The sequence below is a fragment of the Sorangium sp. So ce176 genome (genome assembly GCF_051519835.1).
Lineage (GTDB): Bacteria > Myxococcota_A > Polyangia > Polyangiales > Polyangiaceae > Sorangium > Sorangium cellulosum_G.
The window spans coordinates 5,244,522-5,269,723 of record NZ_CP150371.1; the positions used below are offsets into that span (position 1 = coordinate 5,244,522).

Genomic DNA, 25,202 nt, shown 5'->3' on the forward strand with positions numbered 1-25,202 from the left:
GCCCGCGGCCGTGCTGAACGCTCGCTCCGAACGGCGCCTCCTGTTCCTCATCGCGGCGGTCCAGTTCGTCAACCTGCTCGACTTCATGGTGGTCATGCCGCTCGGGCCGGACTTCGCTGTGGCCCTCGGCATCCCGATGTCCGACATCGGCCTGATCGGCGGCAGCTACACCGCGGCGGCGGCTGTCTCGGGGCTCGCCGGCGCGTTCTTCCTCGACCGCTTCGACAGGCGCCGCGCGCTCGCGATCGCGATGCTCGGCCTCGTCCTCGGCACGGCCGCGGGCGGCCTCGCCACCGGGCTGCCGAGCCTCCTCGCGGCGCGCGTGCTCGCCGGCGCCTTCGGCGGGCCCGCGACCTCGATCGCGTTCTCCATCGTCGCGGACGCGATCCCGCCGGAGCGGCGCGGCAAGGCGATGGGCGTCGTGATGGGCGCCTACTCGCTCGCCGCGGTGCTCGGGGTGCCTGCGGGCCTGGAGCTCGCGCGCCGCGGCGGCTTCCAGCTCCCGTTCTTCGCCGTCGCGGCGCTCGGGCTGGCCGTCGCGGGGCTCGCGCTCCTGCTGCTCCCCTCGATGCGCGGCCACCTCGCCGGCGCGCGGGCGCCCGGGACCGCCCTGCGCGAGCTCCGGGCGCTCGTCGGCCGCCCGCTCGTGCTGCTCTCGTACTCGGCCACGGCGGCCATGACGATGGCGTCGTTCCTCGTCATCCCGAACATCTCGGCCTACGTGCAGCACAACCTCGGCTATCCGCGCGAGCGGCTCGGCCTGCTCTACCTCGTCGGCGGCGCGCTCACCTTCGTCGTGATGCGCACCGCGGGCGCGCTGATCGATCGCATCGGCGCGTTCCGCACGAGCACGGCCGGCGCGGCGGTGCTCGTGACCGTGCTCTACGCCGGGTTCCACTCGTACGTGCCGGGGCTCCCCGTGCTCGTCGTCTTCGTCGCGTTCATGACGGGGACCGCGATCCGCAACATCTCCTACAGCACGCTCGTGTCGAAGGTGCCGCTCCCCTCCGAGCGGGCGCGCTTCGGCTCCATGCAGTCGGCCCTGGAGCACCTCTCGTCGGCGCTCGCCGCGTTCCTGTCGGCCCGGCTGCTGCACGAGCTCCCCGACCAGCGCCTCGACGGCATGCGCGCCGTGGCGGCGCTGGCGATCGCCTTCACCCTGGCGTCGTCGTCGCTGCTCTTCTTGATCGAGCGCCGCGTGGCGCTCGGCCCGTCGAGCGGCGCCGGCGCCGCGCGCGTGGCGCACGGCCGGGGCTAGCACGCCGGGCCTCGGGCGCCGGCGCGCCGGTGGTACCATCGCCGGGTCGTCGTGGAGCTCCGACCTGAAGCCGTCATCGCCGACAAGCTGCATCTGCTGAGGCCTCTCGGGCAGGGCGGGATGGGGGTCGTGTGGGCGGCGCGGCACCTCGCCCTCGACACAGACGTCGCGGTGAAGTTCATCCGCCCCGAGCGGGCGGCCGAGAGTCCTGCCCTCGTCGCGCGTTTCCAGAGGGAGGCGAGGGCCACGGCGCGGATCGCGCACCCGCACGTGGTGCAGGTCATGGACTACGGCGTCGTCGACGGCGCCGTCCCGTACCTCGTGATGGAGCTCCTGCGCGGGTTCTCGCTCGCCGAGCTCCTCGAGCGCGGCGGCCGCCTCAGCTTCGCCACCGCGAGGTCGCTCGCGCAGCAGGTGGGGAGCGCGCTCGAGAGCGCCCACGAGCGCGGGATCGTGCACCGCGACATCAAGCCCCACAACGTCTTCATCACGGAGGGGAGCGAGGGCTACCCGCTCTTCGTCAAGGTGCTCGACTTCGGCGTCGCGAAGCTGGCGGGCGACGCGGCAGCGCCGGCGGCGAGCCCAGCGCTCACCGAGACAGGGGTGGTGATCGGATCGGCTCCCTACATGAGCCCCGAGCAGCTCGAGGGGAGCAAGGACGTCGATCTCCGCTCGGATCTCTGGTCGCTTGGCGTCGTCCTCTACGAGACGTTGACAGGCGCGCTGCCGTTCCAGGGCGGCTCGTTCGTCGCCGTGGGCGCGGCGGTCCTGAAGGGGAAGTTCCGCCCCGCCACCGAGCAGCGGCCGGGTCTGCCGCCGTCGATCGACGACTGGTTCGCCAAGGCGCTCTCCGTCGATCCGAGCTGCCGGTTCCAGTCGGCGCGCGAGATGGTCGAGGCCTTCCCGGGGCTGGAGGCCGGGATCGCGGAGGTCGACGCGCCCGCTGGCCGCCATCACCCTGCCGCGTTCGCCACGACCGTGGCCGCGCCTGGCGATCTCCGGGGCGCGCCCCAGGGCGCGGGCGAGCTCTCGAGAGAGCCGGTGACCCCGGGCGCGCCCGCGGACGCCCCCGCGACGGCAGGCTCCGTCGCTGACGCTGCGGCCGGCCACACCGCGCTCCACCCGCCCGCCGCGGAGCGGCCCGCGGCGCGGGGCCCCTCGGGCGCGCGCGCGCCCCGCCTCCGGCGCGCCGTGTCGCTCGCCGCCGCGTGCGCGGCGGGCGCGGGGGTGTACCTCTTCCTGCGCCCGCCGCCGGCCGCGTCGGGCGGCTGCCCGGGCGGCATGGTGCTCATCGAGGACGCCGAGCTCCAGATGGGCTCCGACGCCGACGCGGAGACGCCCAGCGACGAGACGCCGCGACACGGCGTGACCGTGAAGGCGTTCTGCCTCGACGTCACCGAGGTCACGGTGAAGGCCTACTCGGACTGCGAGGCCTGTGAGCGCCCGCGGCGAACCGTCGAGTCGGAGGGGCTCACGCCGAACGGCCGCGCCTTCTGGAGCCAGTTCTGCAACGGCCCCGAGGCGCCGGACCACCCCATCAACTGCGTCGACTGGTACCAGGCGAAGGCGTACTGCGCCGCCTCCGGCAAGCGGCTGCCCACCGAGGCGGAGTGGGAGCTCGCGGCGCGCGGCAACGACGCATGGACCTACCCCTGGGGCGACTCGCCTCCCTCGGGCGAGCGCCTCAACGCCTGCGGGCCGGAGTGCAGCGGGATGCTGACGGAGCGGCTAGAGAAGGTGGGCAAGGGCCCGTGGCCTCGCATGTACAACGACGGCGACGCGGCCCCGGCGACGGCCCCCGTCGGACGATCGCCGGCAGGGAGATCGCCCGCCGGCGTCCTGGACCTGGCCGGCAACGTCTGGGAGTGGACCGAGAGCCACTATTGCCCCTACGACAGGGATGATTGCGACGACTCCCGCCGCGTGCTCCGCGGCGGCGGGTGGGACACGGTCGAGAGCCAGTACGTGCGCTCCGCCCACCGCCGCCCGAGCGCTTCCACGGCGCGCGGCTGGAGCATCGGCTTCCGCTGCGCCAAGGCCCCTTAGTTCTGCGGGTCAGAGATCCTGCCAGGACATCTACGGCAGGCTGCACCCACCTGGCCAGCGCTACAAGGATTGAGCAGCTTGCGACAGCGGCCCTTGAATCAGGCCCGCAGGCTCGGCCGACGCAGCGAAGCCAATCGACAACCCCCCATTGCCTTCACCAAGAGCAGAGCACCCTACCGCACCCCTGGCTCAACACAAGAACGCAGAATTTCTTCCAGTGTTTCATCGACGATATGCGAACAGGTCCTCGTCGCGATTGATGTCCCATGGACTCCCGCTTCCATGGCCAGAATAGATTCCGGACGATAGTAAGCCCACGGATGCCGTCTGTTGTAGTCCGATGGAACGTCCGAGCCTCGCCCTTCCGAGCTTCGAGCCAATCGAACAAACGACGTCAAGTCAAGCTGAGCTATGAGCTCCTCGAGCGGATCGACCGTGTCGAGACCTAAGAATGGGGTACCGACACGGGTGTCCAAGCCCAACCCAGGGTTTCTCGGAACGATCGCATCGATCGCGTCCCGATCCAACACCCAATCGTATCTATATTCCGCTCCACCTTGCCCGGCGGCGCATTGCGCAAAAGACACCGGACGCGCGATCGGACACACTTTCAGCACAGCCTCAGCCGATAGGCCCGCAAGCTTGACTGCCCCGTGCAATTCAATATTTCCACCCTGGTCCACCCGGAAGCCTTTTATCCGGTTCGCCCGGAAAAATGCTCGGCCGTCTTCGATCTGAGCGACCGTCATGCCCATGACCCAGTTCGGCTCGAACTGGTCGCTGTACACACGCTCCCGGCTGTCGAACGAGTAGACATAGGTGGACGAACATTCAAGGGGAGATACTCCAAGCAATCGATCGCGCCGAAAATAAACGACCTGCTCCTCGCCGCCGCGCATGCAATCGAACATCTCGCCGGGAAATCTGGCCACCAGCTCGCTCGGCGACTCTGCGGCCATGTAATCCCGATCGCTTGAAGTGTGCACCCTCGTCGCGCCGCCAACAGCCGTAATGTACTCGATCGCGCCGAGGCGAATGTATCCACACACACGCATCGAGCTCTTCAAGAATGGAACTTCCACGAATGGCTCATCCTCTTGGATGACGCTCAACAAGGATTCGATCGGGCGACTCTCCAGGTAACGTCGTCCATGGAGGTCGTTGAGAAGCGTCCCCTTCTCATCCTGCAATAAAAATTCGATGGCGCGAGGCCGGATATAAAAAGGCGGACGGTCGCCCGATGAATATGGCAGCGTAATGAAGCTCATCAGTGATCCTCTTGAGATTTCAGGAGGTATCCGAACCCCGTCGCGAGGCGGCTCACGTAAAATGCGCCCCGCGTGTAGCTGGCGAGCCTACTCCAGCGTCGGCGAGCGCAAGACGAAGGCGTAGCCCCGATGGATCGGCCGGACCACGAGCTCCGAGAGGAGCAGGAGCATCACGATCGCGACGCACAGCGCGACGAGGTTGTGGAGGAGCAGGTCGAGATGCAGGGTCATCGAGGCCGCCGAGGCTACCGCCCGATCTGGACGTTCTCAAGCACGCCGAGAGCGTCGGGCACCAGCACCGCGGCGGAGTAATAGGTGCTCACGAGGTACGAGGTGATGGCCTTCCCGTCGGTCTCCATCCTGCGGGCCGAGACGCCGGGCTCGATCTCATCGGGGAGGCCCGTGCGGTGGAGGCCGATGACGCCCTGATGCTCCCGCCCGGTGCGCATGACGAGAATGGAGCTCGTCTCGTCCTCGTTGATCGGGATCTTGTCGCAGGGCAGGATCGGGACGCCGCGCCACGCCGCGACCTTCGCGCCGGAGAGCTCGACGATGGTCGGGTAGACGCCGCGGCGGCTGCACTCCCGGTGGAAGGCGGCGATCGTGCGCGGGTGCGCCAGGAAGAACTGCGACTTGCGGCGCCGACAGAGGATCTCGTCCATGTCGTCGGGCGTCGGCCGGCCGCTCCGGGGGTGGAGGCGCTGCTTCAGGTCGGCGTTGTGCAGGAGGCCGAAATCACGGTTGTTGATGAGCTCGTACTCCTGCCGCTCGCGCAGGGCCTCGACGGTCAGGCGGAGCTGCTCCTGGAGCTGATCCATCGGATCATTGAAGAGATCCGAGACGCGCGTGTGGAGCCGGAGGACCGTCTGCGCGACGCTGAGCTCGTATTCACGCGGCGCTGTCTCATAATCGACGAACGTCCCCGGGAGCGCGCGCTCGCCCTTGTGACCGGCGGCGATCGCGATCGCCGCCTGTCCGAGCTTGTCCTGCGGCTTCTTCAGCCGCTCCTTGAGCGACGCGACGTGCGCGTGGAGCGCCGGGGATCGCGAGATGAGCTCCTCGAAGACGCGCTGCGGGAGCTCGAGCACGATGCACGGCGTGACGGCCCTGACCGAGTACGTCCAGACGTCGTTCGAATCGATGACGGACTGATCCCCGAAATGGTCCCCGTCCGCGAGGACGTCGAGGATCGTGTCGGCGCCGTACTTGCCTGCGCCGAGCTTCTGGGCCTTTCCGTGCGCGAGCAGGAAGATCGTCTCCGCGGGCTTTCCGCGCTCGGCGATCAGCGCGCCGGGCTTGTACTCCCGCTGGATGAACCGGCTCGCCAGGGCGTCGAGCACGGCGTCGTCCGAGAAACCTTGCAGGAGCGGCAGCTCGCAGAGCTCCTGCGGGATCACGTGCACCTTCGCCCCGACGTTGCCGAAGCTCAACCGCCCGTCGCCGACGGCATAGCTCAGGCGGCGGTTCACGCGATACGTGCCGCCCGTGACCTCGACCCAGGGCAAGGCCCGCAAGAGCCACCGGGGCGTGATCCCCTGCATTTGCGGGTGCGACTTGGTCGTCGTCGCGAGCCTTCGCGCCCCCAGCGTCCCGAGGCTCGAACGCTCCGCCTCGTTCCCGATCCCAGCTTTATCGGCGTTTGCCATGACGTACCTTTCCTTCTGCGCGCTTCGGAGAGCAGAGCGCTCCGCGTGTCCCCCGCGCTCGCGCGGGGCACACGCGGAGCGGCTACCGCTCGCGGCTCATTCGTGGGCGCGCCCGATCTCGACGCTCTCCAGGACGCCGAGCGCGTCGGGGACCAGCACGGCTGCCGAGTAATAGAGGCTGACGAGGTACGAGATGATGGCCTTCTCGTTGATCCCCATGAAGCGCACGTTGAGGCTCGGCTCGACCTCGTCCGGAATGCCGGCGTGGTGCAGGCCGATGACGCCCTGGTTCTTCTCGCCCGCGCGCATGAGCAGGATCGAGGTCGTCCGCGTCTCGGAGACCGGGATCTTGTTGCACGGGAAGATCGGCACGCCGCGCCACGCCGGGACGTGATTGCCGTTCACCTCGGTGCTCTGCGGATAGATGCCGAGGCGGCTGCACTCCTGGCCGAACGCCGCAATGGCGCGCGGGTGCGCGAGGAAGAACGACGGCTCCCTCCAGACCGTGGCGAGGAGCTCGTCCATGTCGTCCGGCGTCGGGGGGCCGCTGCGCGTGTGGATGCGCTGCTTCAGGTCGGCGTTGTGCAGGAGGCCGAACTCGCGGTTGTTGATGAGCTCCTGCTCCTGGGTCTCCTTCAGGGCCTCGATGGTCAGGCGGAGCTGCTGCTCCGTCTGGTTCATCGGCTCGTTGAACAGATCCGCGACGCGCGTGTGGATCTGGAGCACTGTCTGCGCCACGCTGAGCTCGTACTCGCGGGGCGAGGTCTCGTAATCGACGAACGTGCCGGGGAGGACGGGCTCGCCGGAGTGGCCCGCCGAGATCTCGATCGCCGCCTCGCCCGTGTCGTCCTGCTTCTTCGCGGCGAGCGCCTTGAAGCTGTCGAGGTGCTTCTTCAGCGACGGGTACTGGGCGACAAGCTCCTCGAAGACGTTCTGCTGGAGCGTCAGCACCGTGACGGCCGTGACGGCCTTGGCCGTGAACGTCCAGTAATCCTGCGTCTCCAGGAGCGCCTGGTAGCTGTACTGGTCGCCGTCCGCGAGGATCGCGAGCACCGTCTCATCGCCGTACTTGCCCGTGCCGATCTTGTTGACCTTGCCGTGCGCGATGAGACAGATGTGATCGGCCTCCTTGCCCCGCTCGGTGATGATGTCGCCGGGCTTGTATTCACGCTGCACGAAGCGGCTCGCCAGCGCGGTGAGGACCTCGATGTCGTCGTAACCGCGGAGGAGCGGCAGCTCGCAGAGCTCCTGCGGGATGACCTGGATCTTCGCGCCGGTGTTCGTGAACGTCACGCGCCCGTCGCCCACCGCATAGCTCAGGCGGCGGTTCACGCGGTACACGCCGTTGACGTGCACCCACGGCAGGAGCTTGAGCAGCCACCGCGACGAGATGCCCTGCATCTGCGGCGCCGACTTGGTCGTCGTCGCGAGCTGCCTCGCGGCCGCCGTCGCGAGGCTGGTCGGCAGCTGATCGATCGAACCCAACTTCCCTGAGATAGACATGAGTCCCTCTTTCCCGGACGGCTAGGACCGCCCGTGCTTCACCGGCACGGACCGCGCCGTACCCATCGAAAGATCCACCTTCGCAGCAGGCGCCGCGGCACCGGCTCTTCCGGCGCCGAAGAAACTGCTGATACGCGCCGCAGAGGCGCCAAACCCACGCGCGCCCGCGATCGCCCGTTCGATCGGGTGGCGCTCCAGCTCCGCGTCCACGTACCGGCTCGTCGCGACGTGCCAGTTGAGGACGCCAGCCATGTACGATCGCTGATTCTCGACATATCCGAGCACGGCCTCGCGGGCCGCCTTGTCGAGGTCGAATTCGTCGAGGATGCGGGGCAGCTCTGTCGCGACGATGTGCTCGAACTCCAGCACGCGCGCCGTGATCAGATCATTGACGACCTCCTTGGCCCGCTGCGCGTCGCACTCGAGGAACCGCTCGACGACCAGCACGAGGTTGCTGAGCTCGCCCTCGAACTCGATCTCCTTGCGGTACGAATAGAGATCGTTGATCCACCCGCCCACGTCGGCCGTCGTGTTGTCGAGCCCTCGCATCGTCCGCGTGCGGAAGACAGCGGCCGGGACCACACCGCCGAGCGCGAGCTTGGGCAGGCCCATCGTGAGAGCGGCGCCGAACGTCTTGCGGCGCATCTCGACGTAATCGACAGGATCCGGGATCCGGTTCTGGGTCTGGTTCAGGAGCTCCCAGAGCCAGCTCTCGGTCATGGTCTCGATGCTGCGGCGGAGCGACTGCCGCGAGCTCATCGACATGGGGGAAGCCGTACGCATCCAGAGATCCAGGAGGCCGCTCTCCACCGGGTTCTCGGGCGCCGGGGCGCTCGCGCAGTCGAGGGGCATGAACATCGAGAGCCGGGCATTGAACCGTTTCGCGCCCACCATGTCGCGCGTCGCGCCGAACACGAGCGGGAAATAATCGTCGGCGTACGTCCCCCACGTCAGCCAGGCCGAGCTCATGTCGAGCTCGTGCGGGGACGCGTCCGGGTGAATGCCCGCGGCGCAGAGGGGGAGATCGAAGCCGATGAGCCTGCGCTCGTCCCAGATCCCGGAGCCGACGACGCCCGGCACGACGTCGAGCATCGCGAGCTTGCGGGCCCACGCGACGATGTTCCGGCGCGCCGCGGGCAGATGCGGGCTCAAGCGGAGCTTGAACGGCATGGTAATCTTCGGGAGCGGCGACCTGCCCACGGGCTGGAACGGGGCGTGGGTGAGGGTCTTGATCCGCTGCAGACCCAGGGCGCCGGGCGTGAGCTTGATCCGGAACGCCGAGGTGCCGAGCCCCGTCGGCGCCTCGAGGAGATCGGGGGCGCTCGCGGATCTGTCCGCGTTTTCGTTCATGTAGCGGCTCGACCGCATGTGCCATTCGTGGCCGCCGGACTGCCAGTCCTGCAGCCCCTTCACGTACCTGGCGACATCGAGGGCTTGCTCCGGCGTCAGCCCGTATTCCACGCAGAGCGCCGGCACCTCGACGAGCGCCGTGTTCTCGAATTGCTGGAGCCGCGACGTCAGGATCTCGTTCGTCAGATCGGCCGCTCTTTGCGTGGGGACGCTGAGGAAACGCTCGAGGACGAGCACGCAGTTGGCGTTCTCCCCTTCGTCCTCGACCTCCCGCTGGTACGAGAACAGGTCATTTCGCAGGTGAACGCCGTCCGAGAACGTGTCGCGCAGGACCTCGAGGGGGCGCGTCGCGGCGACGGCGGCCGGGACCTCGGCGCCCACGGCGATCTCGATGAGGCCCGCCGACCAGGGCGCGCCGCCGACCTTGCGGCGCATCTCGATGTATTCGACCGGGTTCGCGACGCGGTTCTCCTGGATATTGGCGAGCTCCCACATGCATTCGAGCAGCAGGTTCTTCGTCGCCTCGAGGAAGCGCCCGCGCCACTGGGCCGAGGTGAGCGGGACGGTTCGCGCCCAGAGGTCCGCGAGCGCGCGCTCGACGACGTTCGTCGGCTCCGGCGGCGTCCCCGTGCTCACGACGGGCATGAAGAGCGGCAGGCGGTCGAGGTACGCCTTCGCGCCGCGCATGTCCTTGGTGCGCTTGTAGATCTCGAGGAAATGGTCGTCGAAGAAGAACACCCAGACATACCAATCCGTGATCAGATCGAGCTTGGGCGCGGGCGCGTCGGGGTGGGTGTACGCGCAGAGCAGCGCGTAGTCGTGCGCGTCGAGGTCGCCCTCGGTCCAGATGGGTGTTCCCTGCGGGTTCTCCTCCAGGATACCCATCTCGTAGGACCAGGCCTTGGTGTGTACGCGCGCGCCTTCGAGGTGCGGATTGATGCGCGCCGGATGCGGCACGTAGAAGTCGGGCAGCTTGAAAGGTTGCATGTTCGCTGACTTCTCTCGCGCGACGTCGACAGGGGCGACGCGGGCGACCTGAATGTCTTCGCGGTGCGTGTTCCGGACGCTCGCACGCAGGCTTACGATGACGCGCTTGTGCGGTTCGTCCGTACAGGCTGATCGGGATCCTTCTGACAGGGCCGATCTAGTTCAGCCCAGCGGGTCCCACCAAGAATCCGGTGACCAAAACGTAGACCGCGGTAACTCCACGGCTTCTGCCTTGGGCGGAACCGTTCTGGCGCCACGTCCGCGGCGACCGCCTGTGCCGCGCGGGCGGTGGAGGCCTTGGCACGGTCATCTACCGGGCCAACCTGGCAGTTTCAGAGATGGGAACACCAAGGCTCCCGGAGCGCAAAGGCACAAGGATGCGCGAATCTGACTCTTTTTTTGCGGCCTTGCGTTGAAAGCTCTCCCCGGATCCCGGGCAGGAAGCCTCGTGGAGGGAACGAGGCGCGATCACTCCCCTTGCCCCGCGCGCTTTCGGAACCGCAGCAGCTTCCCGCGCGAGACGCCGAGCCGCTCCGCGGCCGACGTCACGTTGCCGCCGGCGGCCGCGAGGGCGGACTCGACGCGCTCCTGCGTGAGCGCGGTCTTCTGATCGTCCGGCGCCTTCCCCAGCGCCTCCTCGAGCGCCCACAGCCGCAGCCCGGGCTCGTGATCGAGGCGGCGCACCGCCGCGAGGGCCGCGTCGAGCCCGCGCACGTTGCTCGGCCAGGGATCGAGCAGCAGCCGCTCCATGGCCTCGACCTCGACCGCTTCGGCCGGGAGCGCGACGCCCGCGCGCCGCGCGAGCTCGCACGCCACGCTGAAGAGGTCCTCGCGCCGGTCGCGGAGCGCCGGCACGCGGATGCGCGCCATCGCGAGCCGCGCGAACAGGTCGCGCCGGAACGCGCCGCGCGCCACCATGTCCTCGAGGTCCCGGTTCGTCGCGGCGACGACGAGCACGTTCACGTGGACCGGCCGCTGCGCCCCGACCGGCAGCACCTCGCGGTTCTCCAGCAGCCGCAGGAGCTTCGCCTGGAGATCGAGGTCGAGCTCGCCGATCTCGTCGAGGAACAGCGTCCCGCCGTCGTGGGCCACGACGATCCCTGGCGCGGCGCTGCGCGCGTCCGAGAACGCGCCCGCCACGTGACCGAACATCTGGGACTCGAAGACGCCGCGGGCGACGCCGGCCACGTTCACCGCCGCGAACGGCGCCGCGCGCCCGAGCGCCGCCGCCGCGGCGCGCGCGACGAGCTCCTTGCCCACGCCGGTCTCCCCCTCGATGAGCACGTTGCCGGGGCGGCTCCGCGGCAGGCCCGCGAGGGGCTGCGCGACGGCGCGCAGCCCGTACGGGCCGACGAGCCCGCCCACGGGCGGCGCCGGATCGAGGGGGCCGTGGAGCTCCTGGCGGAAGACGAGGAGGATGCGCCCGAGCCTCAGCACCGCGCCGTCGTCGAGCGGCGTGATGTCGCGCGGCGCGAGCCTCGATCCGTTCACCCACGTGCCGTTGCGCGACCCGACGTCCGCGACGCGCAGCGCGCCGCCGGCGCGATCGATCCGCAGGTGCCTGCCGGACACCTCCTCGTCGGCGAGGCCGCGCTCGGCGAGCCAGGCGCGGCCGATGACGCTCCCGGAGTCGGGCAGCGCGAACGCCATGGGCCGCGGGAAGGCGCACACGAGCGCCGGCCGCCGCCGCCCGGCCTCGGGCCGCACCGGGCTCCGGTGCTCGCTGGTGCTCGGCACGTCCTTGGCCATTCTCCTCGCAGGGTGCCACGCGCATCCGGAGCGTGGAAGCGCCGCGCCGAGGGCGGCGGCGCCGTCGTTCGCCCGGAGAGAAGCGCGGCGCCGGCGCCTCAGAGACGCCGCCCGTCGAGCCCGCACATCGGGTCGCCCAGGTTCGTGCACTCGGGCCGCGAGGGCCGGACCTGCGGCTGCGCGCCCGGCGCCGCGGGCCGGGAGAGCGCCTCCCGCAGCCGGGTGAGCGCGCCCTCGTACGCGCGGAGCGCGCCCTCGTCGGCGCCCGCCGCCCTCGCGCGCGCCGCGGCGACCCGGGCCGCCGCCGTGGCCTCGCTCCGCCGCCCCTCGGCGGCCCAGGCGGCGAGATCGGCGTGCCGCTGATCGAGCGCCGCGGTCCTCTCGAGCGCGTCGAGCCGCGCCTCCAGCGCGTCGAGCGCGTCCCCGAACGCCCGCAGCCTGTCGTGGTCCGGCGCCCGCGGGTCGAGGGCGTTCCGCGCCGCCTCGGCTGTCGCGCGCGCCTCCTCGGCGTCGCGGGCGAGGGGCCGGCCGCGCAGCGCCGCGTGGCGCCGGTCGAGGGCCGCGAGCACGGCCGCCCTCGCGCTCTCGCGCTCCTCTGCGAGCGCCGCCTGTGCGTCGCGGAGCCGCCGGGCTTCCTGCTGGAGGCTCGCCACGTGCTGCGCGACCCCGTACGCGGCCGCCGCGCCGCCGCACAGCGCGAGGCCGAGCGCGGCGGCGAGCGCGTGCACCAGGCTGCGGCGCCGCCCCTCGGCGCGCGCGCGGGCGACGGCCAGCTCGTGCGCGCGCGCCGCGTTGTCGGCCTCCAGGCGCGCCTTCGCCTCGGCCTCGATGCGCGCGACCTCGAGCGCCGCCCGCGCCCGCGCTCCCGCGCGCGCCTCCGCTTCGGCCTGCTCCCGCTCGCGCCGCGCCCGCGCCTCTTCCTCGGCGGCGGCCCGCGCCGCCTCCGCCGCGCGCCGGCGCGCCTCCGCCTCGCGCTGCTCGCGGGCTTCCTGCTCCCGCGCTCGCGCGCGCTGGAGGTGCTCGTCCCGCACGCGTTCCTCCTCGATCTTCGCGAGCTCCGCGAGCGAGAACGTCACGGATGTGTCGGGGGCATTTCGGGTCATCATCGACATCGGGGCTCCTCTCCGAGCACCGCCTTTGCAGCCCGTGTGCCGACGATATCCTACGTGAATTCAGGCACTTACGGCCGCGCTTCGGCCCGGATGGGCGATCGCGATCGCGCCGGGCGGCGCCGGGCGCGATCGCGATCGCGCGGCGGGCTCGGGCCGATCGCGCGAGGCTCGCGCGCTTGAGATGGGTCAACCGATGCACGCCGCACATCCCTGCGCGCGGCGCTGGCCGAGCGCGCTCAGGGCGGCATGGGGGGCGGGAGCGCGGCGTCGGCGGGCGCGACGCCGGCGGCGACGACGGGATAGCCCTGGCCGTCGCGCGTCCCGGCCGCCTGCGTGACGAACAGCAGCGAGAACCCCGGGTAGACCGCCACCGAGGGCGCGCGCGGCGAGAGCGCCGACGACGCGCCGAACACCGGCGCGACAGCGCGCTGGAGCGGGCCGTCGTGACCCAGGCGGGCCGCCAGGCCGATGGCCGAGCGCCCATCGCTGTCCCTGGCGGCGTAGTAGACGCGCAGGAGCGGGCGGCCCGTCGCCGAGACGGCGAGCACCGGGGCGGGATCGGAGACCGCGGCGCCGTCGAACGGCGCGCCCTCCTCCGGCGCGTCGGCGCCGGCGAGAGGCGCCGGCGCGAGCGCGGGGCCGCTCCCGACGCGCTCCCACAGGAGGCCGTCGTCACTGCGCGCCTCGCCGACGAAGGACGCGTCGCCGTCGCCGGGCACGGCGTAGAACATCCGGAACGAGCCGTCGGGCAGGCGGATCACGCCGGGGCTCCCCGGGACGGCGCCGCCGTCCCAGCCCTCGCCGGGCGCGAGCGGCGCGAGCACCGGCGCCGGCTCGCGCGCGAAGTCCATCCCGTCGGCGCTGCGCGCGAGGCCGACGCCGCCCTCGGCCGCGTAGTAGAGCCAGACGTCGCTGCCCACGAGCAGCGCCGACGGGGCAGCCACCACGCCGCCCTCCCAGGGAAGCTCGGGCGTGAGGACCGTCGTGGATGCGCGCGCGAACGAGCGGCCGTCCGCGGCGTCGTGGCGGACGATCGCATTCGGCGGGGCGAGCGGGTCCGGCGCGGCGTCGTCGGCGCGGAGGGTCGCGGCGAAGAAGCCCGCGGCCGCGAGCGTCGAGGGGTCCCCGTCGAGATCGACAACGGAGGCGTCGCGCGCGAAGCGCTCGTCGTCGTCCATCGCGCGCGGGGCCGTCCTGGCGCCGCCCAGCTCCGCCTGAGCAATTTCCCGGAACGGGCCGGCGCCGGCGTTCGGCAGGCTGCCCTCGCCGCCTCCCTCCGGGGGGAGCGTCGCGCAGGAGGACAGCGGCCACAAGGGCGCGCAGAGGGCGAGCGGCCGCACGAGCAACAGCGGCAGGCGCTGACCGGGCCGCCCTGGCGCCTGCCTGCGTGTACCTCGACGTTCACGGGACGGCATGTGGGTTGATCGATCCTACAGTCTCTGGTGCGGGGGAGGTCTGGCCGAGCTGCCCGGCCCCAGGCGAGGGTGCCCGTGGCGCAGGGTCGGGGCGGGGCCGGACTCGCCTGACCCCTCTCTCCTTCCGAGGAGAGAGGCCTGTCGCGCCAGGACATCGGTCCGTCCCCTACCCCGACCCCGCGCCACGGACATCCGCGCGAGGGACCTACACGACGCCGTTCCTACACGGACAGGACATCGGCACCGCCTTTGCTACCGCGCCCACATCGTGCCCGCAAAAACCACATGAGACATCGCATTCCTCACGGATGCAGCCCCTCCAAATTCACACTTTTTAACAAGCCATCAATCATCACGTTACTTTCGGAGACTACGACACGGCCGCGATAGACCCGCCTCGCGCCCAGTCGGGATCCCGCGAGCGAGGAGCGGAGACCGAAGCAGGCATTCACCTGATTCGATCACCGGATCGGCAGACCTCGGACGCGGTTGATCCAGCCATGCAAGCGCTCGATGAAGCATCGCCCCGCCCTCTCGCCGGCCTCTCGCCGGGGGTCGCGGCACGCTTATTTCAGGCACGGCCCTCGTCCTCGAATGCAGGAAGACACCGGCGCGCACCGGAGCCGCATGTCGGACTCATGCATGCCAGCTGCCGACCGTGGGCCAGCGCACTATCGACTTGACAACTCGACCCGGCAATAGAAGATATCGACGCGATGCGCCACCCGTCACCAGCGACGGATCGGCGGGTCCGCATCGGCAGCCCCGCCCGAGCTGACATAGCAGCAGGCGTGCAGGGAGACATCGTCCTGGGCCCGCGGGCTCCGGCGCGGGGGCGGTAGCTTCGAGCTACGGGGGACGAGCAGCTGAAATAACATTGCGTTCCAGGAGGGTGAACGGAACGCACAGCCCCGTATCCGACGACCACGCGCGCAGCACCGCTGCGCGATGGCACGGCGCGCGTTCGTGCGCGAATCACCGCTTCGAGCAGCCTTCGCGTCTGACGCCTCGTCGGCCCTACCCTGGCCAGACGATCGTCGAACCCGGCCTCGGCCGGCCGCGCGAGGAGCGACAAATAGGGTCGAGATGGTTTCAAGCCCGTTTCCCGGTGCGCTCCGGTCGATGCCTGCATGAAGTGGTTAACCAAAACAGGCTGTGCCCTTGACAGAGGTGTCCACAGCAAGAATGCTCTCCCGGCCTGAAAGGGTCGCAGTCTCCGAATCAAGCACGAATGGATCTTCGCATGAGGATAACAATCGCAAACCAAGCCAGCGAGGAGACCGACAGTCTTCGGTGGTTGAAGCGGCTGAAGCACTGGCTCTGGGACAAGGACATACACCTCGAGAGGACCGGGCCTCAGCTCATCGTCCTCGGCGTCCTGTCCGCCGCGGCGATCGTCACGGAGCTCGCCTACCACCACAACACGGCAGCGCTCCTCGAGACCCTGCGCGCGAAGAGCATGGTGGTCTTCTACAACGTGCGAGAGGTCGCGCTCTCCGACGTGGAGGCGCCGATCGCCGCCTGGATCGTCGTCGCCGCGGTGACGCGCATCGTGTTCGGGGCCATCGTCGGGATCGCCGACATCGCGTTCTACCGGAAGATCACGGGCAAGCCGTACGACTGGGAGGCGATGATCAACGTCTCCGTGGTCAACGTCGTGTTCCTCCTGACCACGCTGCTCACCTTCAGCAATCCATCGGTCGACAGGCTGCTGGAGCACTACGCGAGCATGCTGAGCGCCGTCCCCACGATCGTGGATCTGAACGGCCCGCTCGCGCTCATCGTCGCATGCTACCTCGCCGACTTTTGTTATTACTGGTCACACCGGTGGAGCCACAAGATTCGCTTCTTCTGGAACCTCGGCCACGTGAACCACCATCGCTCGCGCAACCTGTCGCAGCTCACGCAGGCGGTCGACCCCCAGTCGTACCTCCTGGACGTGGCCGGGGGCAAGGTGTTCGTCCTCCTCCTGCTGCCCGTGCTGACGAAGCTCTTCTCGCTCGACTTCCGCGACGGCGGATGGGCCCTCGTCGTGCTGGTGCTGATCGACGCCTGGACCAACCCGTCCCACTCCGTTGTCCTGAGCTACGCCGAGATCAAGTCCCCGTTCCTGAGGATGTTCCGATCGGTGCTCGTGACGCCCGGGGTGCACTTCACGCACCACTCGAGGGAGGACGACCACAACATCACGGACGGCTGCAACTTCGGCGCGAGGTTCACGCTCTGGGACAGGGTGTTCGGGACCTATGTCGAGCCGCCGCAGTACATCCCTGAGACAGGGCTCTACGGCGACGACTCGGACTATTGCCGCACCCCGCTGCGGTTCATCTTTTACCCCTACATGAGGATGTTCAAGGAGCTTCAGCAGAACCACCCGCGGTACTGGCCGGCGATCCTGTTCGGCTCGACGTCCTATCACCCGCCGGTGCCCGTGAAGTCCAAGTACTGACCGGACCGCCGGGCTCCTCGCGCGCCTGCGCTCGTCAGGGGTGGCGGTCGGCCGGCCGAGCGCCGGGCCTGGGCGTCCTGGATGCAAGGTCGAGCGGCCCGCGCGCAAGGTCCACCCTGACGCTCACCCGGGTCGCCCTGCAGCGCCCGCGCGTCGGTTCGTCATGAAGCTTTCGCAAGGAGCCTCCATGTTGCAGCTCAGGGATCGCAAGAGCGGCATTCTCATCCTGTGCATCGGTTTCTTCGTCTTTGGCCTCCTGAGCACGGTCATCGGCGTCACGATACCGAACATCAAGCAGGAGTTCGACATATCGAACGAGCAGGCCGGCCTGATCTTCGTCTACTGGTCGGTCGGCACGTTGCTCGGGTCCTACATCGGAGGGAGGGTCTACCACGCCGCGAGGACGAAGACGTTGTTCACGGCGACCGCGGTCACGTCGATCGTCTGCCTCGTCCTGCTCTACGGCGAGCAGGACCTGCTCCGCTACAAGCTGTACATCTTCCTCGTGTCGCTGTCGGGGAGCATCTTCTTCACCGCGGGGCACGCGACAGCCGCCCATGTGAGCATCAGCAACAGGGCGTCGACCCTGAGCTTCATGGATTTCGCGGTCAGCCTGGGCAACCTGTCGACGCCGTTCCTGGTGAACTACTTCGTATCGTCGGACGGCTGGGTGAGGGACGACTGGCGCATGGTCTTCGTCGTCGCCACGGGCCTCCTCGTCGTGGTCGTCGGGCTGACGCTCACCACGAACCTCGACGCGCTGGACGCGGTGAGGAGCACCGCCGCCGGCAAGATCGACCATCTCTCGGCGCTGGCCCACCCGATGGTCCTCGTTCTCATGATGGCGAGCCTGTTCCTGCACGCCACCGAGTGGGGCCACAGCGTGTGGTTCGTCACGTATGCCCATGAGGTCGTGGGGCTCTCCCCCGAGGAGGCGCGAGAGACCTTCAGCCTGTTCCTGATCGGCATGGCCTCGTCGCGCCTCCTGGCCAGCTGGCTCACGTGGCTCTTCCGGCCGATGACCCTGATGGCGGCGCTCATCGCGATCGCGACCGTCGCCGCCGTGTCGATATCCAACTACCAGGACTACTACGCCCTGCGCGTCCTGAACTTCATGTTCGGCTTCGGCATCGGGGCGCTGTTCCCGCTGCTCCTCGGGCTGTCGATGGATCGTGCCCCCGCTCAGGCCCAGCTCCTGTCGAGCGTCGGCCTGATGGCGGGCACCCTGGGCGCGAAGGGCGCGTCGTACACCATAGGCCTCTTCGCGGACCAATCATCGCTCGGCGAGTCGTACAGGTACGTGTCCTGGGCGACGATCGCGCTGCTGGGCAGCGTGCTGACGTTCCTGTCGTTCTACTCGAGCTTCCCGAAGATCAAGGCCGCCGCCGCCGCGGCGCTCGTCCCCGCGAGCGGCGACGCGCCCCTCGGCGTGGCGCAGGGCCAGCCCGCGGCACCGCAGGGCGAGGGTGGCGCTGCGCCGGTCCAGTTCGAGTTCGATTTTCGTCCGCCGACGCGCGCCCTCGGGCACGTCGCATGGGGCCCCCTCGGCAGGCTCAGGGGAGCGATCGGCTACCTCGTCGGGAACGAGCCCCCGCGACCGGAAGCGCCCCATCGCGGCGACCCGCGATACGGCCTGCTGGAGGTGGAGCTGAAGAGAGACTTCGAGGAGCAGTTCAGGGACAGGCGGCGGCTCACGCGGGAGGAGGCGCTCCAGTTCCTGAACGACGTGTGGAGCAGGTACCCCACGATGAAGGAGCTCTACCCGAGCCCCGCGGAGATGGTGAACGCAGGATGGCAGGACCCGGCCCCGAAGACGACGCAATTTCCCGAGACCAGGACGCTCAACGCACATCACTCCAGACCGGGGGTTCTTCGCTCGTGAAAGACGAATCCACAAACAGGAACGTTCTTGCCATCAACATCCTGGTCGTCGCGCTCATCGTCGGCGGCATCGCGATCCAGAGCCTGTTCTACTCCGTCCAGCCCGAGGAGCAGGCCGTGATCACCCGCCTCGGCACGGTCATCGGCCAGACAGGGCCTGGGCTCCACTTCAAGGTGCCCTTCGGCATCGACAGGGTGCAGAAGGTCCCCACCGAGCGCGTCCTCAAGCAGGAGTTCGGGTTCCGCACCGCGGTCGGCAAGGAAGGCGGCCCGAGCAGCTACGTCACCGAGGGGTACGAGGAGGAGCGCCAGATGCTCACGGGGGATCTCAACATGATCGAGGTCTCCTGGGTGGTGCAATACAACATCCAGGGCCCCGTGAAGTACCTCTACCAGATCGAGGATCCGGAGCGCGTCCTGCGGGAGGTCTCCGAGTCGGTGATGCGGCGCATCGTCGGCAACCGCATGAGCAGCGAGGTGCTCACCACCGCGCGCGTCGACATCTCGGACGAGGCGCAGGCCGAGATCCAGCAGGCGATGGACCGCTACGACGCCGGCATCCGCATCAAGCGGGTCGAGCTCCAGGACGTGCTGCCCCCCGAGCGGGTGCGCCCGGCGTTCAACGAGGTCAACGAGGCTCGCCAGGAGCGCGAGCGGATGAGCAACGAGGCGATGAAGCAGAAGAACCAGTCGATCCCCAAGGCCCGCGGCGAGGCGAAGCGCGTCGTCGCGGAGGCCGAGGCGTACGCCGTCGAGCGCGTCAACCGCGCCAAGGGCGAGGTGGCGCGGTTCGACGCCATCCTCAAGGAGTACCGCCTCGCGCCGGAGGTGACCCGCAAGCGGCTCTACCTGGAGGCCATCCAGGAGGTCGCGCCCAAGGCGGGCAAGATCATCGTCGTGCAGGAAGGATACGCCAAGCCGCAGTCCTTCTATCACATGAACGACCAGTCGGGAGGCACCCAGTGATGAGCTCGAAAGTCGCAGGCCTGGGCGCCTTGATCGCCCTCCTCTTGATCACCGTCTATTCCGCGGCCTTCACGGTGGGTGAGGCCGAGCAAGCCTTCATCATCCAGTTCGGGCAGCTCAAGGACGAGGCGATCACCACGCCCGGCCTCCACTGGAAATGGCCGTTCGTGCAGGAGCTCCGCCGCCTGGACAGGCGCCTCCTGACCTGGGAGGGCGACGTCGAGCAGATCCCGACCCTCGGCCGCGAGTTCATCCTGATGGACGCCACGGTTCACTATCGCATCGCCAACCCGCGCCTGTTCCTGGAGAGCGTGCGCGACGAGCGCGGCGCCCGGAGCCGCATCGACGACATCCTCAACGCCGTGGTGCGCGACAAGGTCTCCGGCGCGAAGCTCGAGGAGATCATCCGCTCCTCCGACTGGCAGGTCCACGCCCATGCGATGGAGGATGGGATCGTCACCGAGCGCGACGCGGCCATGGATCTCGCGCCCCGCAGGGGTCGCCAGGAGCTGGAGCGGGAGATCCTCGAGGCCGCCCAGGCGCATGTGCCCAGCTACGGCATCGAGCTGCAGGACGTCCACATCAAGCGCGTCAATTACATCGACAGCGTGCGCCAGCAGGTGGAGAGCCGGATCATCGCCGAGCGCCAGAGCATCGCCGAGAGGTTCCGCTCCGAGGGCCGCGGCCGCAGCGAGGAGATCCTCGGTGAGATGCAGAAGGAGCTCCAGGCCATCCGCTCCGAGGCCGCGCGAAGGGCCGAGGAGATCCGCGGCGCAGCCGACGCCCAGGTCACCCAGATCTACGGCCGGGCTTACAGCCAGGACGCCGAGTTCTACGGATTTCTCAAGACCCTGGAGGCTTATCGGCAGACAGTGGGCGCCAACACCTCTCTGATGTTCAGCGCCGATTCCGACTTCTACCGCCACCTGGCGTCGGTCCGAGGGAAATAGTCACCGGGCCGTGAAGCCCCCATCGACGAGGAGGGTGGTGCCGGTGATGAGCGAGGCGGCGGGCGACGCGAGGAAGACAACCGCGCCCGCCACATCGACGGGCTCGCCGACGCGTCCGAGGGGGATCTTCGACAGGAGATCGTCTCGAAAGGCCTCGTCCTTCAGCCATTTGACGGTGCCCGGCGTCCGGATGAACGTCGGGGCGACCGCGTTGACGTTGATGCCGTACCTGGCCCACTCGACAGCGAGGCATTTGGTCAGGTGCGCGATCCCCGCCTTGGTCATGCAGTAGACCGACTCCGTCGGTAGACCGACGAACCCCGCCTGCGAGCTCAGGTTCACGATCTTGCCGCTGCGGTTCTCGATCATCGTCCGCCCGACCTCCTGGCTCACGAAGAACGTGCCCCTGAGGTTGACCGAGACGGTGAGGTCGAAATCCTCTTCGGTCACGTCTTCCGCGGGGTTCGGCGGGCCGATCCCTGCGTTGTTGACCAGGACGTCGATGCGGCCGAAATGGCGGATCGCTTCGGCCACCGCGCTCTTGATCTCCGACGTGCGCGTCACGTCCATTTGCAGCGGGAGCGCGCGCCGGCCGAGGGCGCGTATGGCCTCGGCGAGCTCCCCGGCCGAGCCGGCGTCGCGCAGGCCGAGCGCGACGTCGGCGCCGGCGTGCGCGAGGGCGAGCGCACATGCGTTCCCGAGGCCGCGGGCGGCCCCGGTGACGAGCGCTACTTGCCCCTTCAGATCGAAGCGGGGGGCTCCGCCTGCTGATGAAGACGCTTCATCCGTTGGCATACGGTCGTCTCGCAAGAACTCGAGCTCGCGTCAAGCGCTCGGCGACGGGATCGCTGCGCCGGCGGTGTGGCCTATTGACCAGCCCGCTCAGCGATAGCCGCCGATCGGCCGATAGGCGCGAAAATAGTCGACGACGAACCTCTTCGGGTACTGCGGGGCGCCTGGCGGGGCAGGCACTGTCTCCTGCGGCCGCTCGTAGATCCCCAGCATGAATTGCATGGGGTAGCCTGGCGACTGCTGGACGGCGCCGATCTTCTGGTTGTCGACGTAGAAGTCGATGTGCGTCGGCGTCCACTCGGCCGCGTAGACGTGGAAGTCGGCGATGTCGATCGGGAGCTCGACCTCCCTGAAATCGTCGACGATGTGAGGGTCGGCCCACGGGTGCACGCCGAAGCCGATCTTCGATGACGCCGGCGTCGCGTTCTTCCCGAAGACCTCGCAGACGCAGATCTCCGACGACCGCTCCGGCGCGTCCTCGTAGCCGATCATCCACAGCGCCACATGGTTGCCGGGCACCCTGACGCCCCTGGCCCTGAGCTCGAAGTAGCCGTACGTCGGCGTGTACGTGGCGCGGCTGACCTGGGCCTCGCGCACGACGCTGGCGCGGTTGAACCGATGCTGCCCCTGGGTGCTCCCCAGCGGCCCGGAGAACACGCCGGTTTGCAGCGACGAGCACAGCACGTCACCGTCGTACTCCGGACACCAGGGCCTCTGACCTGCGTCGATCCTCAGCTCGAGATGGCCCTGCTCGAGGCGGAAGTTGGCCGCCGCCTCGCGCGCCGAGCACCACTGCGGCAGATGGCACGGAATCCATTTGTTCTCGTCCAGCGAAGCGCCGGAGAACTCGTCGTGGAACTCGAGCAGATAGCCGGGCTTTTCAATCGGATTGGCAGGGAAGTCCGCTTGCATGAAAACCATGAAAAGCAAATCAATCCGGATGTCAAGCCTGCAAGACCCAGGAGGCCGTGAATGGGTATTCCGACGAGGACCCACGAAGTATCCCGGCGCCGGCGACTTCCGCGCGATTCACCGCGTTCACGAGGTCAGAACGCGGCTGTCACCGTCGCGCCAAGGTTCACCATCGTCCCGCCCGCGCTGTAATCGCCCACGAAATCGGCCGGGTTGTCCTTCTGCACCACCACCTCGGGCAGCACGGAGATCTGCCCGTGGAGGTCGAACCGCAGCGACCCCGGCAGCTCCTCCAGCGGCCGGTTCAGGACGACGCCGGCGCCCAGCGACATCGTGTGCCGGTCCGCATCGACGTAATTCGTCACGCCCGTCTGCGGCGGGACCGGCGAGCGCTCGTAGACGTAGCCGGCGCGGAGCGGCACCTCGATCGCGCGGCGCTCGCCCTCCTGTCCGGCGACCTCGCGCAAGCTCCCCGCCTCGACGGCGAGCACCTCGACGCCGAGCCTCGGCACGAGCCGATCCGCGAACCGGAGCGGCGCCACCGACGTGGGCCGCGGGTCGTCGGGCAGATCGATCGGCAGCTCCGGGGGCGGCGCTGCCTCGAGGTGCGCGCGCGTCCTCGCCACCGGGCTCTCGTACGCCGACCAGTCCACCCACGTGACGTCCACGTTCACGCGCAGGCCCTCGATCCGCTGGAAGCTCGCCCCCACGACGACCTGCCGCGGCAGGAACGCGTCGACGGTGCGCGACTCGAGCTCGTACAGCAGCGGCACCTCGATGCCCGCGAAGTCGACGACCCCTTGCAGCCGCGCGTCGATCGACAGCGGCAGCTTCGCCTCCCCGCGGTAGGCGATCCCGACGAACCCGAGGTCTCCGGCGCGCACCCGGGCGCCGAGCTGCGGGGTGCGGATCGACGTGAGATCCGCGTCGACCTCGTGGCGGAGCGCCGAGTCGTAGGGCGACAGCGCGTCCGCGCGGCCGGTGACCGAGAAGCGGCCCCGCGTCGAGGCGAGGAAGGCGACGCCGCCGCCGATCTCCAGGAACGGGAGCGGCCGCACCGCGACGTTCGCGGCCAGGAACAGGATCGAGAGCCTGTCGTCGTGGAGCTCCCAGCGCGGCGTCTCCTGGCGGATCGCCTTGATCCGCGACAGCCCGTCGTCCGGCAGGAACATCGCCAGGCCGAACGCGAACGGCACGCCGAGCACCTCGCCGGGCGCGACAAGGCCGCCCGAGAGCCCGTGGACGTCGCGCACGCCGCTGTCGCGGCCGTTCGTGCGCAGGTGGTTCGACGCGTACGCGTAGCCGATCGAGAGGCCGAGCCCCGTCGCGCCGCAGAGGCCCGCCGGGTTGTAGTAGCCCGCCGAGAAGTCGGTCGCGTCCGCGACCAGCGCGCCGCCCATCGAGGCGCCCCGCGAGCCGAGACCGTACGTGTCCGGCGCGTGCGCGCGCGCGCGACCGGGGGCGAGGACGCCGGCGAGCAAGGCCGGCAGCAGGCCCGCGGCGCACGAGAGCCGGCGCATCAGAACGCCACCCCGACGGTCGCCCCGCCCGCGACGAGCACGCCCCGCGCGCGCACGACGCCGTCCTCCCCGGCGCCCGCGCCCGGCTCGCCGCGCTTGCGGTGCGCGCGCGGCAGGAGGAGCTGGACCTGGGTGAACAGGTCGAGCGTCAGCCGCGGCAGCGGCGCGGCGAGCGCCAGCCCGTAGCCGAGCGAGAGCCCGAGGCGCGCGTTGTCGTAGAGGTTCGACGCGCCCGTCTGCTCGGGCGCGGGCGACGCCTCGAAGAAGGCGCCGCCGCGCGCGTGCGCCGTGGCCCCCGGCCGCAGCGCGACGCTTCGCTCGACGCCGACGCGCGGCGCCACCGTGTCCGAGTACCCCGGATCCCCGGGCGAAGGCGCCGCGCACGAGCCGGTGAGCGGCTCGCCCGTGTCGGGGTCGACGTCCGGGCAGCGCACCGTCGCCTCGAGCGCGCCGGGGTAGTCCGACCAGCGCTTGTACGTCGCGCCGATCGCCACCTTCCAGGGGCCGTTCACGCGCGCCACCTCGAGCGCGATCTGCGCCGGATCGTACTGCGCGATCCCCGCGATGTTCAGCGGCGGCACGGCGATCCCCCCGAGATCCTCGGCGCGGATCACGACGTTGAACCGCCCGACCAGCTCCCCACGGAACGTCGCCCCGAGGCGGTAATCACCGAGGTCGTAGCTCGCGCCGAGGATCGGCGCGTAGCTCGCGACGAGCGTGTCCTCGACCAGGGTGCCCACGCGGCCGGTGCTGTCGGTCGCCACGGTCACCGAGCCGGACAGCGCGGCCAGCGCGGCGAAGCCGCCCCCCACCCGGACGCCGCGCCCGATCGCGGCGCCGAGCGCCGCCTGCACGGCGACCGACTGGGTGCGGTCCGCGAGCGGGAACTGCGGCGTCTCCGGGTAGAGGATGCGCCCGCGGACCACGACGTCGAGCGGCGCGAAGAAGCCGAGGCCGATCGTCACGCGGTCCGCGAGCGCGCCGCCGAACGGGATCGGCACCGCGGCGCCGATCAGGCTGCCGCGCAGCGGCGCGTACGGGAGCCGCTGGTTGCCGGCGCGCAGGTCGAAGATCGCGCCCTCCATCCCCAGCGTCAGCCGGCGCTCGCGCGACAGCGACAGCAGCGCCGGGTTCGCGTGGACGGCCTCGTACCCCTCCGCGACCGCGGCGCCTGTCGCGCCCATGGCGCTCGCGCGCGCACCGAAGCCGAGCACGTCCTCGGGCGACGCCAGGGCCGCGCCCGGCGGCGCGAGGGCGAGCCCTGCCGCGAGGAGCGGCGCGATACCGCGCCACATCCAGCGGATCGGGCGAAGCATGCGCGGCCGACCGTAGACTGGGCCGCCCTGGCGCGCTAGTCGGTACCGGCCGTGGAACTCCGCCCCCAGAGCAGCTCGCCCT

Annotated in this window: 18 protein-coding genes; 6 read left to right on the top strand and 12 right to left on the bottom strand. The window is 69.8% G+C overall.

Annotated elements, in window-relative coordinates:
- Positions 1 to 10: 10 nt before the first annotated feature.
- Together WMF42_RS19610 and WMF42_RS19615 are read left to right on the top strand one after the other, a co-directional pair.
- Complete coding sequence (locus WMF42_RS19610; RefSeq protein WP_437693487.1) at positions 11 to 1,258, top strand: MFS transporter; 1,248 nt, start codon at positions 11 to 13, stop codon at positions 1,256 to 1,258.
- 51 nt (positions 1,259 to 1,309) lie between these two features.
- Positions 1,310 to 3,304, top strand: a complete 1,995-nt coding sequence (locus tag WMF42_RS19615) for an SUMF1/EgtB/PvdO family nonheme iron enzyme (protein WP_437693489.1) — start codon at positions 1,310 to 1,312, stop codon at positions 3,302 to 3,304.
- Between the two features lie 173 nt (positions 3,305 to 3,477).
- Here the strand turns inward: WMF42_RS19615 and WMF42_RS19620 are convergent, their stop codons facing one another.
- The 8 genes from WMF42_RS19620 to WMF42_RS19655 all read right to left on the bottom strand — a co-directional run bounded on the left by WMF42_RS19620 (position 3,478) and on the right by WMF42_RS19655 (position 14,232).
- The gene (locus WMF42_RS19620; RefSeq protein ID WP_437693491.1) at positions 3,478 to 4,572 is read right to left on the bottom strand and encodes a hypothetical protein; all 1,095 of its coding nucleotides are present in this window, start codon (positions 4,570 to 4,572) and stop codon (positions 3,478 to 3,480) included.
- 87 nt (positions 4,573 to 4,659) lie between these two features.
- On the bottom strand, positions 4,660 to 4,803 hold the full coding sequence (locus tag WMF42_RS19625) for a hypothetical protein (RefSeq protein WP_437693493.1): 144 nt from the start codon (positions 4,801 to 4,803) through the stop codon (positions 4,660 to 4,662).
- A 14-nt stretch (positions 4,804 to 4,817) separates the two neighbouring features.
- Positions 4,818 to 6,218, bottom strand: a complete 1,401-nt coding sequence (locus WMF42_RS19630; RefSeq protein WP_437693495.1) for a family 2B encapsulin nanocompartment shell protein — start codon at positions 6,216 to 6,218, stop codon at positions 4,818 to 4,820.
- Between the two features lie 96 nt (positions 6,219 to 6,314).
- Positions 6,315 to 7,721 carry a family 2B encapsulin nanocompartment shell protein gene (locus WMF42_RS19635; protein ID WP_061610910.1) on the bottom strand — a complete coding sequence of 469 codons (1,407 nt, stop codon included), beginning with the start codon at positions 7,719 to 7,721 and terminating at the stop codon, positions 6,315 to 6,317.
- 21 nt (positions 7,722 to 7,742) lie between these two features.
- The gene (locus tag WMF42_RS19640) at positions 7,743 to 10,058 is read right to left on the bottom strand and encodes a family 2 encapsulin nanocompartment cargo protein terpene cyclase (protein WP_437693498.1); all 2,316 of its coding nucleotides are present in this window, start codon (positions 10,056 to 10,058) and stop codon (positions 7,743 to 7,745) included.
- Positions 10,059 to 10,526: 468 nt separating this feature from the next.
- Entirely contained in the window at positions 10,527 to 11,807 is a 1,281-nt protein-coding gene (locus tag WMF42_RS19645) for a sigma 54-interacting transcriptional regulator (RefSeq protein WP_437693500.1), read from the bottom strand.
- A gap of 98 nt (positions 11,808 to 11,905) precedes the next feature.
- Entirely contained in the window at positions 11,906 to 12,913 is a 1,008-nt protein-coding gene (locus WMF42_RS19650; protein WP_437693502.1) for a hypothetical protein, read from the bottom strand.
- 242 nt (positions 12,914 to 13,155) lie between these two features.
- Positions 13,156 to 14,232: a hypothetical protein gene (locus WMF42_RS19655; RefSeq protein WP_437693504.1), complete on the bottom strand. Its 1,077-nt coding sequence runs from the start codon at positions 14,230 to 14,232 to the stop codon at positions 13,156 to 13,158.
- A gap of 1,345 nt (positions 14,233 to 15,577) precedes the next feature.
- Between WMF42_RS19655 and WMF42_RS19660 the strand changes: the two genes are divergently transcribed.
- From WMF42_RS19660 to hflC, 4 genes are all read left to right on the top strand, one after another.
- A complete protein-coding gene (locus tag WMF42_RS19660) occupies positions 15,578 to 16,783 on the top strand; it encodes a sterol desaturase family protein (RefSeq protein WP_233561168.1) in 1,206 nt (401 codons plus the stop codon).
- A gap of 187 nt (positions 16,784 to 16,970) precedes the next feature.
- Positions 16,971 to 18,665 (top strand): MFS transporter, encoded by a 1,695-nt coding sequence (locus WMF42_RS19665; RefSeq protein WP_437693506.1) that lies wholly within the window; start codon positions 16,971 to 16,973, stop codon positions 18,663 to 18,665.
- Positions 18,662 to 19,630 (top strand): FtsH protease activity modulator HflK, encoded by a 969-nt coding sequence (gene hflK, locus WMF42_RS19670; protein WP_233561167.1) that lies wholly within the window; start codon positions 18,662 to 18,664, stop codon positions 19,628 to 19,630. The genes WMF42_RS19665 and hflK overlap by 4 nt, the downstream gene beginning before the upstream one ends.
- Positions 19,630 to 20,580, top strand: a complete 951-nt coding sequence (gene hflC, locus WMF42_RS19675; protein WP_061606503.1) for a protease modulator HflC — start codon at positions 19,630 to 19,632, stop codon at positions 20,578 to 20,580. Before hflK ends, hflC begins: the two co-directional genes overlap by 1 nt.
- Here the strand turns inward: hflC and WMF42_RS19680 are convergent, their stop codons facing one another.
- From WMF42_RS19680 to WMF42_RS19695, 4 genes are all read right to left on the bottom strand, one after another.
- On the bottom strand, positions 20,581 to 21,375 hold the full coding sequence (locus WMF42_RS19680; RefSeq protein WP_061606502.1) for an SDR family NAD(P)-dependent oxidoreductase: 795 nt from the start codon (positions 21,373 to 21,375) through the stop codon (positions 20,581 to 20,583).
- An 87-nt stretch (positions 21,376 to 21,462) separates the two neighbouring features.
- Complete coding sequence (locus tag WMF42_RS19685; RefSeq protein ID WP_063815715.1) at positions 21,463 to 22,293, bottom strand: glycoside hydrolase family 16 protein; 831 nt, start codon at positions 22,291 to 22,293, stop codon at positions 21,463 to 21,465.
- Positions 22,294 to 22,418: 125 nt separating this feature from the next.
- Complete coding sequence (locus WMF42_RS19690) at positions 22,419 to 23,804, bottom strand: OmpP1/FadL family transporter (protein ID WP_437693509.1); 1,386 nt, start codon at positions 23,802 to 23,804, stop codon at positions 22,419 to 22,421.
- Positions 23,804 to 25,120 carry an OmpP1/FadL family transporter gene (locus WMF42_RS19695; RefSeq protein WP_437693511.1) on the bottom strand — a complete coding sequence of 439 codons (1,317 nt, stop codon included), beginning with the start codon at positions 25,118 to 25,120 and terminating at the stop codon, positions 23,804 to 23,806. Before WMF42_RS19695 ends, WMF42_RS19690 begins: the two co-directional genes overlap by 1 nt.
- Positions 25,121 to 25,202 lie beyond the last annotated feature (82 nt).

Bases quoted from the DNA above. Each gene is read 5' to 3' on its own strand.
- WMF42_RS19620 (WP_437693491.1), bottom strand. From the start codon at position 4,572: ATGAGCTTCATTACGCTGCCATATTCATCGGGCGACCGTCCGCCTTTT.
- WMF42_RS19625 (WP_437693493.1), bottom strand. From the start codon at position 4,803: ATGACCCTGCATCTCGACCTGCTCCTCCACAACCTCGTCGCGCTGTGC.
- WMF42_RS19630 (WP_437693495.1), bottom strand. From the start codon at position 6,218: ATGGCAAACGCCGATAAAGCTGGGATCGGGAACGAGGCGGAGCGTTCG.
- WMF42_RS19635 (WP_061610910.1), bottom strand. From the start codon at position 7,721: ATGTCTATCTCAGGGAAGTTGGGTTCGATCGATCAGCTGCCGACCAGC.
- WMF42_RS19640 (WP_437693498.1), bottom strand. From the start codon at position 10,058: ATGCAACCTTTCAAGCTGCCCGACTTCTACGTGCCGCATCCGGCGCGC.
- WMF42_RS19645 (WP_437693500.1), bottom strand. From the start codon at position 11,807: ATGGCCAAGGACGTGCCGAGCACCAGCGAGCACCGGAGCCCGGTGCGG.
- WMF42_RS19650 (WP_437693502.1), bottom strand. From the start codon at position 12,913: ATGATGACCCGAAATGCCCCCGACACATCCGTGACGTTCTCGCTCGCG.
- WMF42_RS19660 (WP_233561168.1), top strand. From the start codon at position 15,578: ATGAGGATAACAATCGCAAACCAAGCCAGCGAGGAGACCGACAGTCTT.
- WMF42_RS19665 (WP_437693506.1), top strand. From the start codon at position 16,971: ATGTTGCAGCTCAGGGATCGCAAGAGCGGCATTCTCATCCTGTGCATC.
- hflC (WP_061606503.1), top strand. From the start codon at position 19,630: ATGAGCTCGAAAGTCGCAGGCCTGGGCGCCTTGATCGCCCTCCTCTTG.
- WMF42_RS19680 (WP_061606502.1), bottom strand. From the start codon at position 21,375: ATGCCAACGGATGAAGCGTCTTCATCAGCAGGCGGAGCCCCCCGCTTC.
- WMF42_RS19685 (WP_063815715.1), bottom strand. From the start codon at position 22,293: ATGGTTTTCATGCAAGCGGACTTCCCTGCCAATCCGATTGAAAAGCCC.
- WMF42_RS19690 (WP_437693509.1), bottom strand. From the start codon at position 23,804: ATGCGCCGGCTCTCGTGCGCCGCGGGCCTGCTGCCGGCCTTGCTCGCC.
- WMF42_RS19695 (WP_437693511.1), bottom strand. From the start codon at position 25,120: ATGCTTCGCCCGATCCGCTGGATGTGGCGCGGTATCGCGCCGCTCCTC.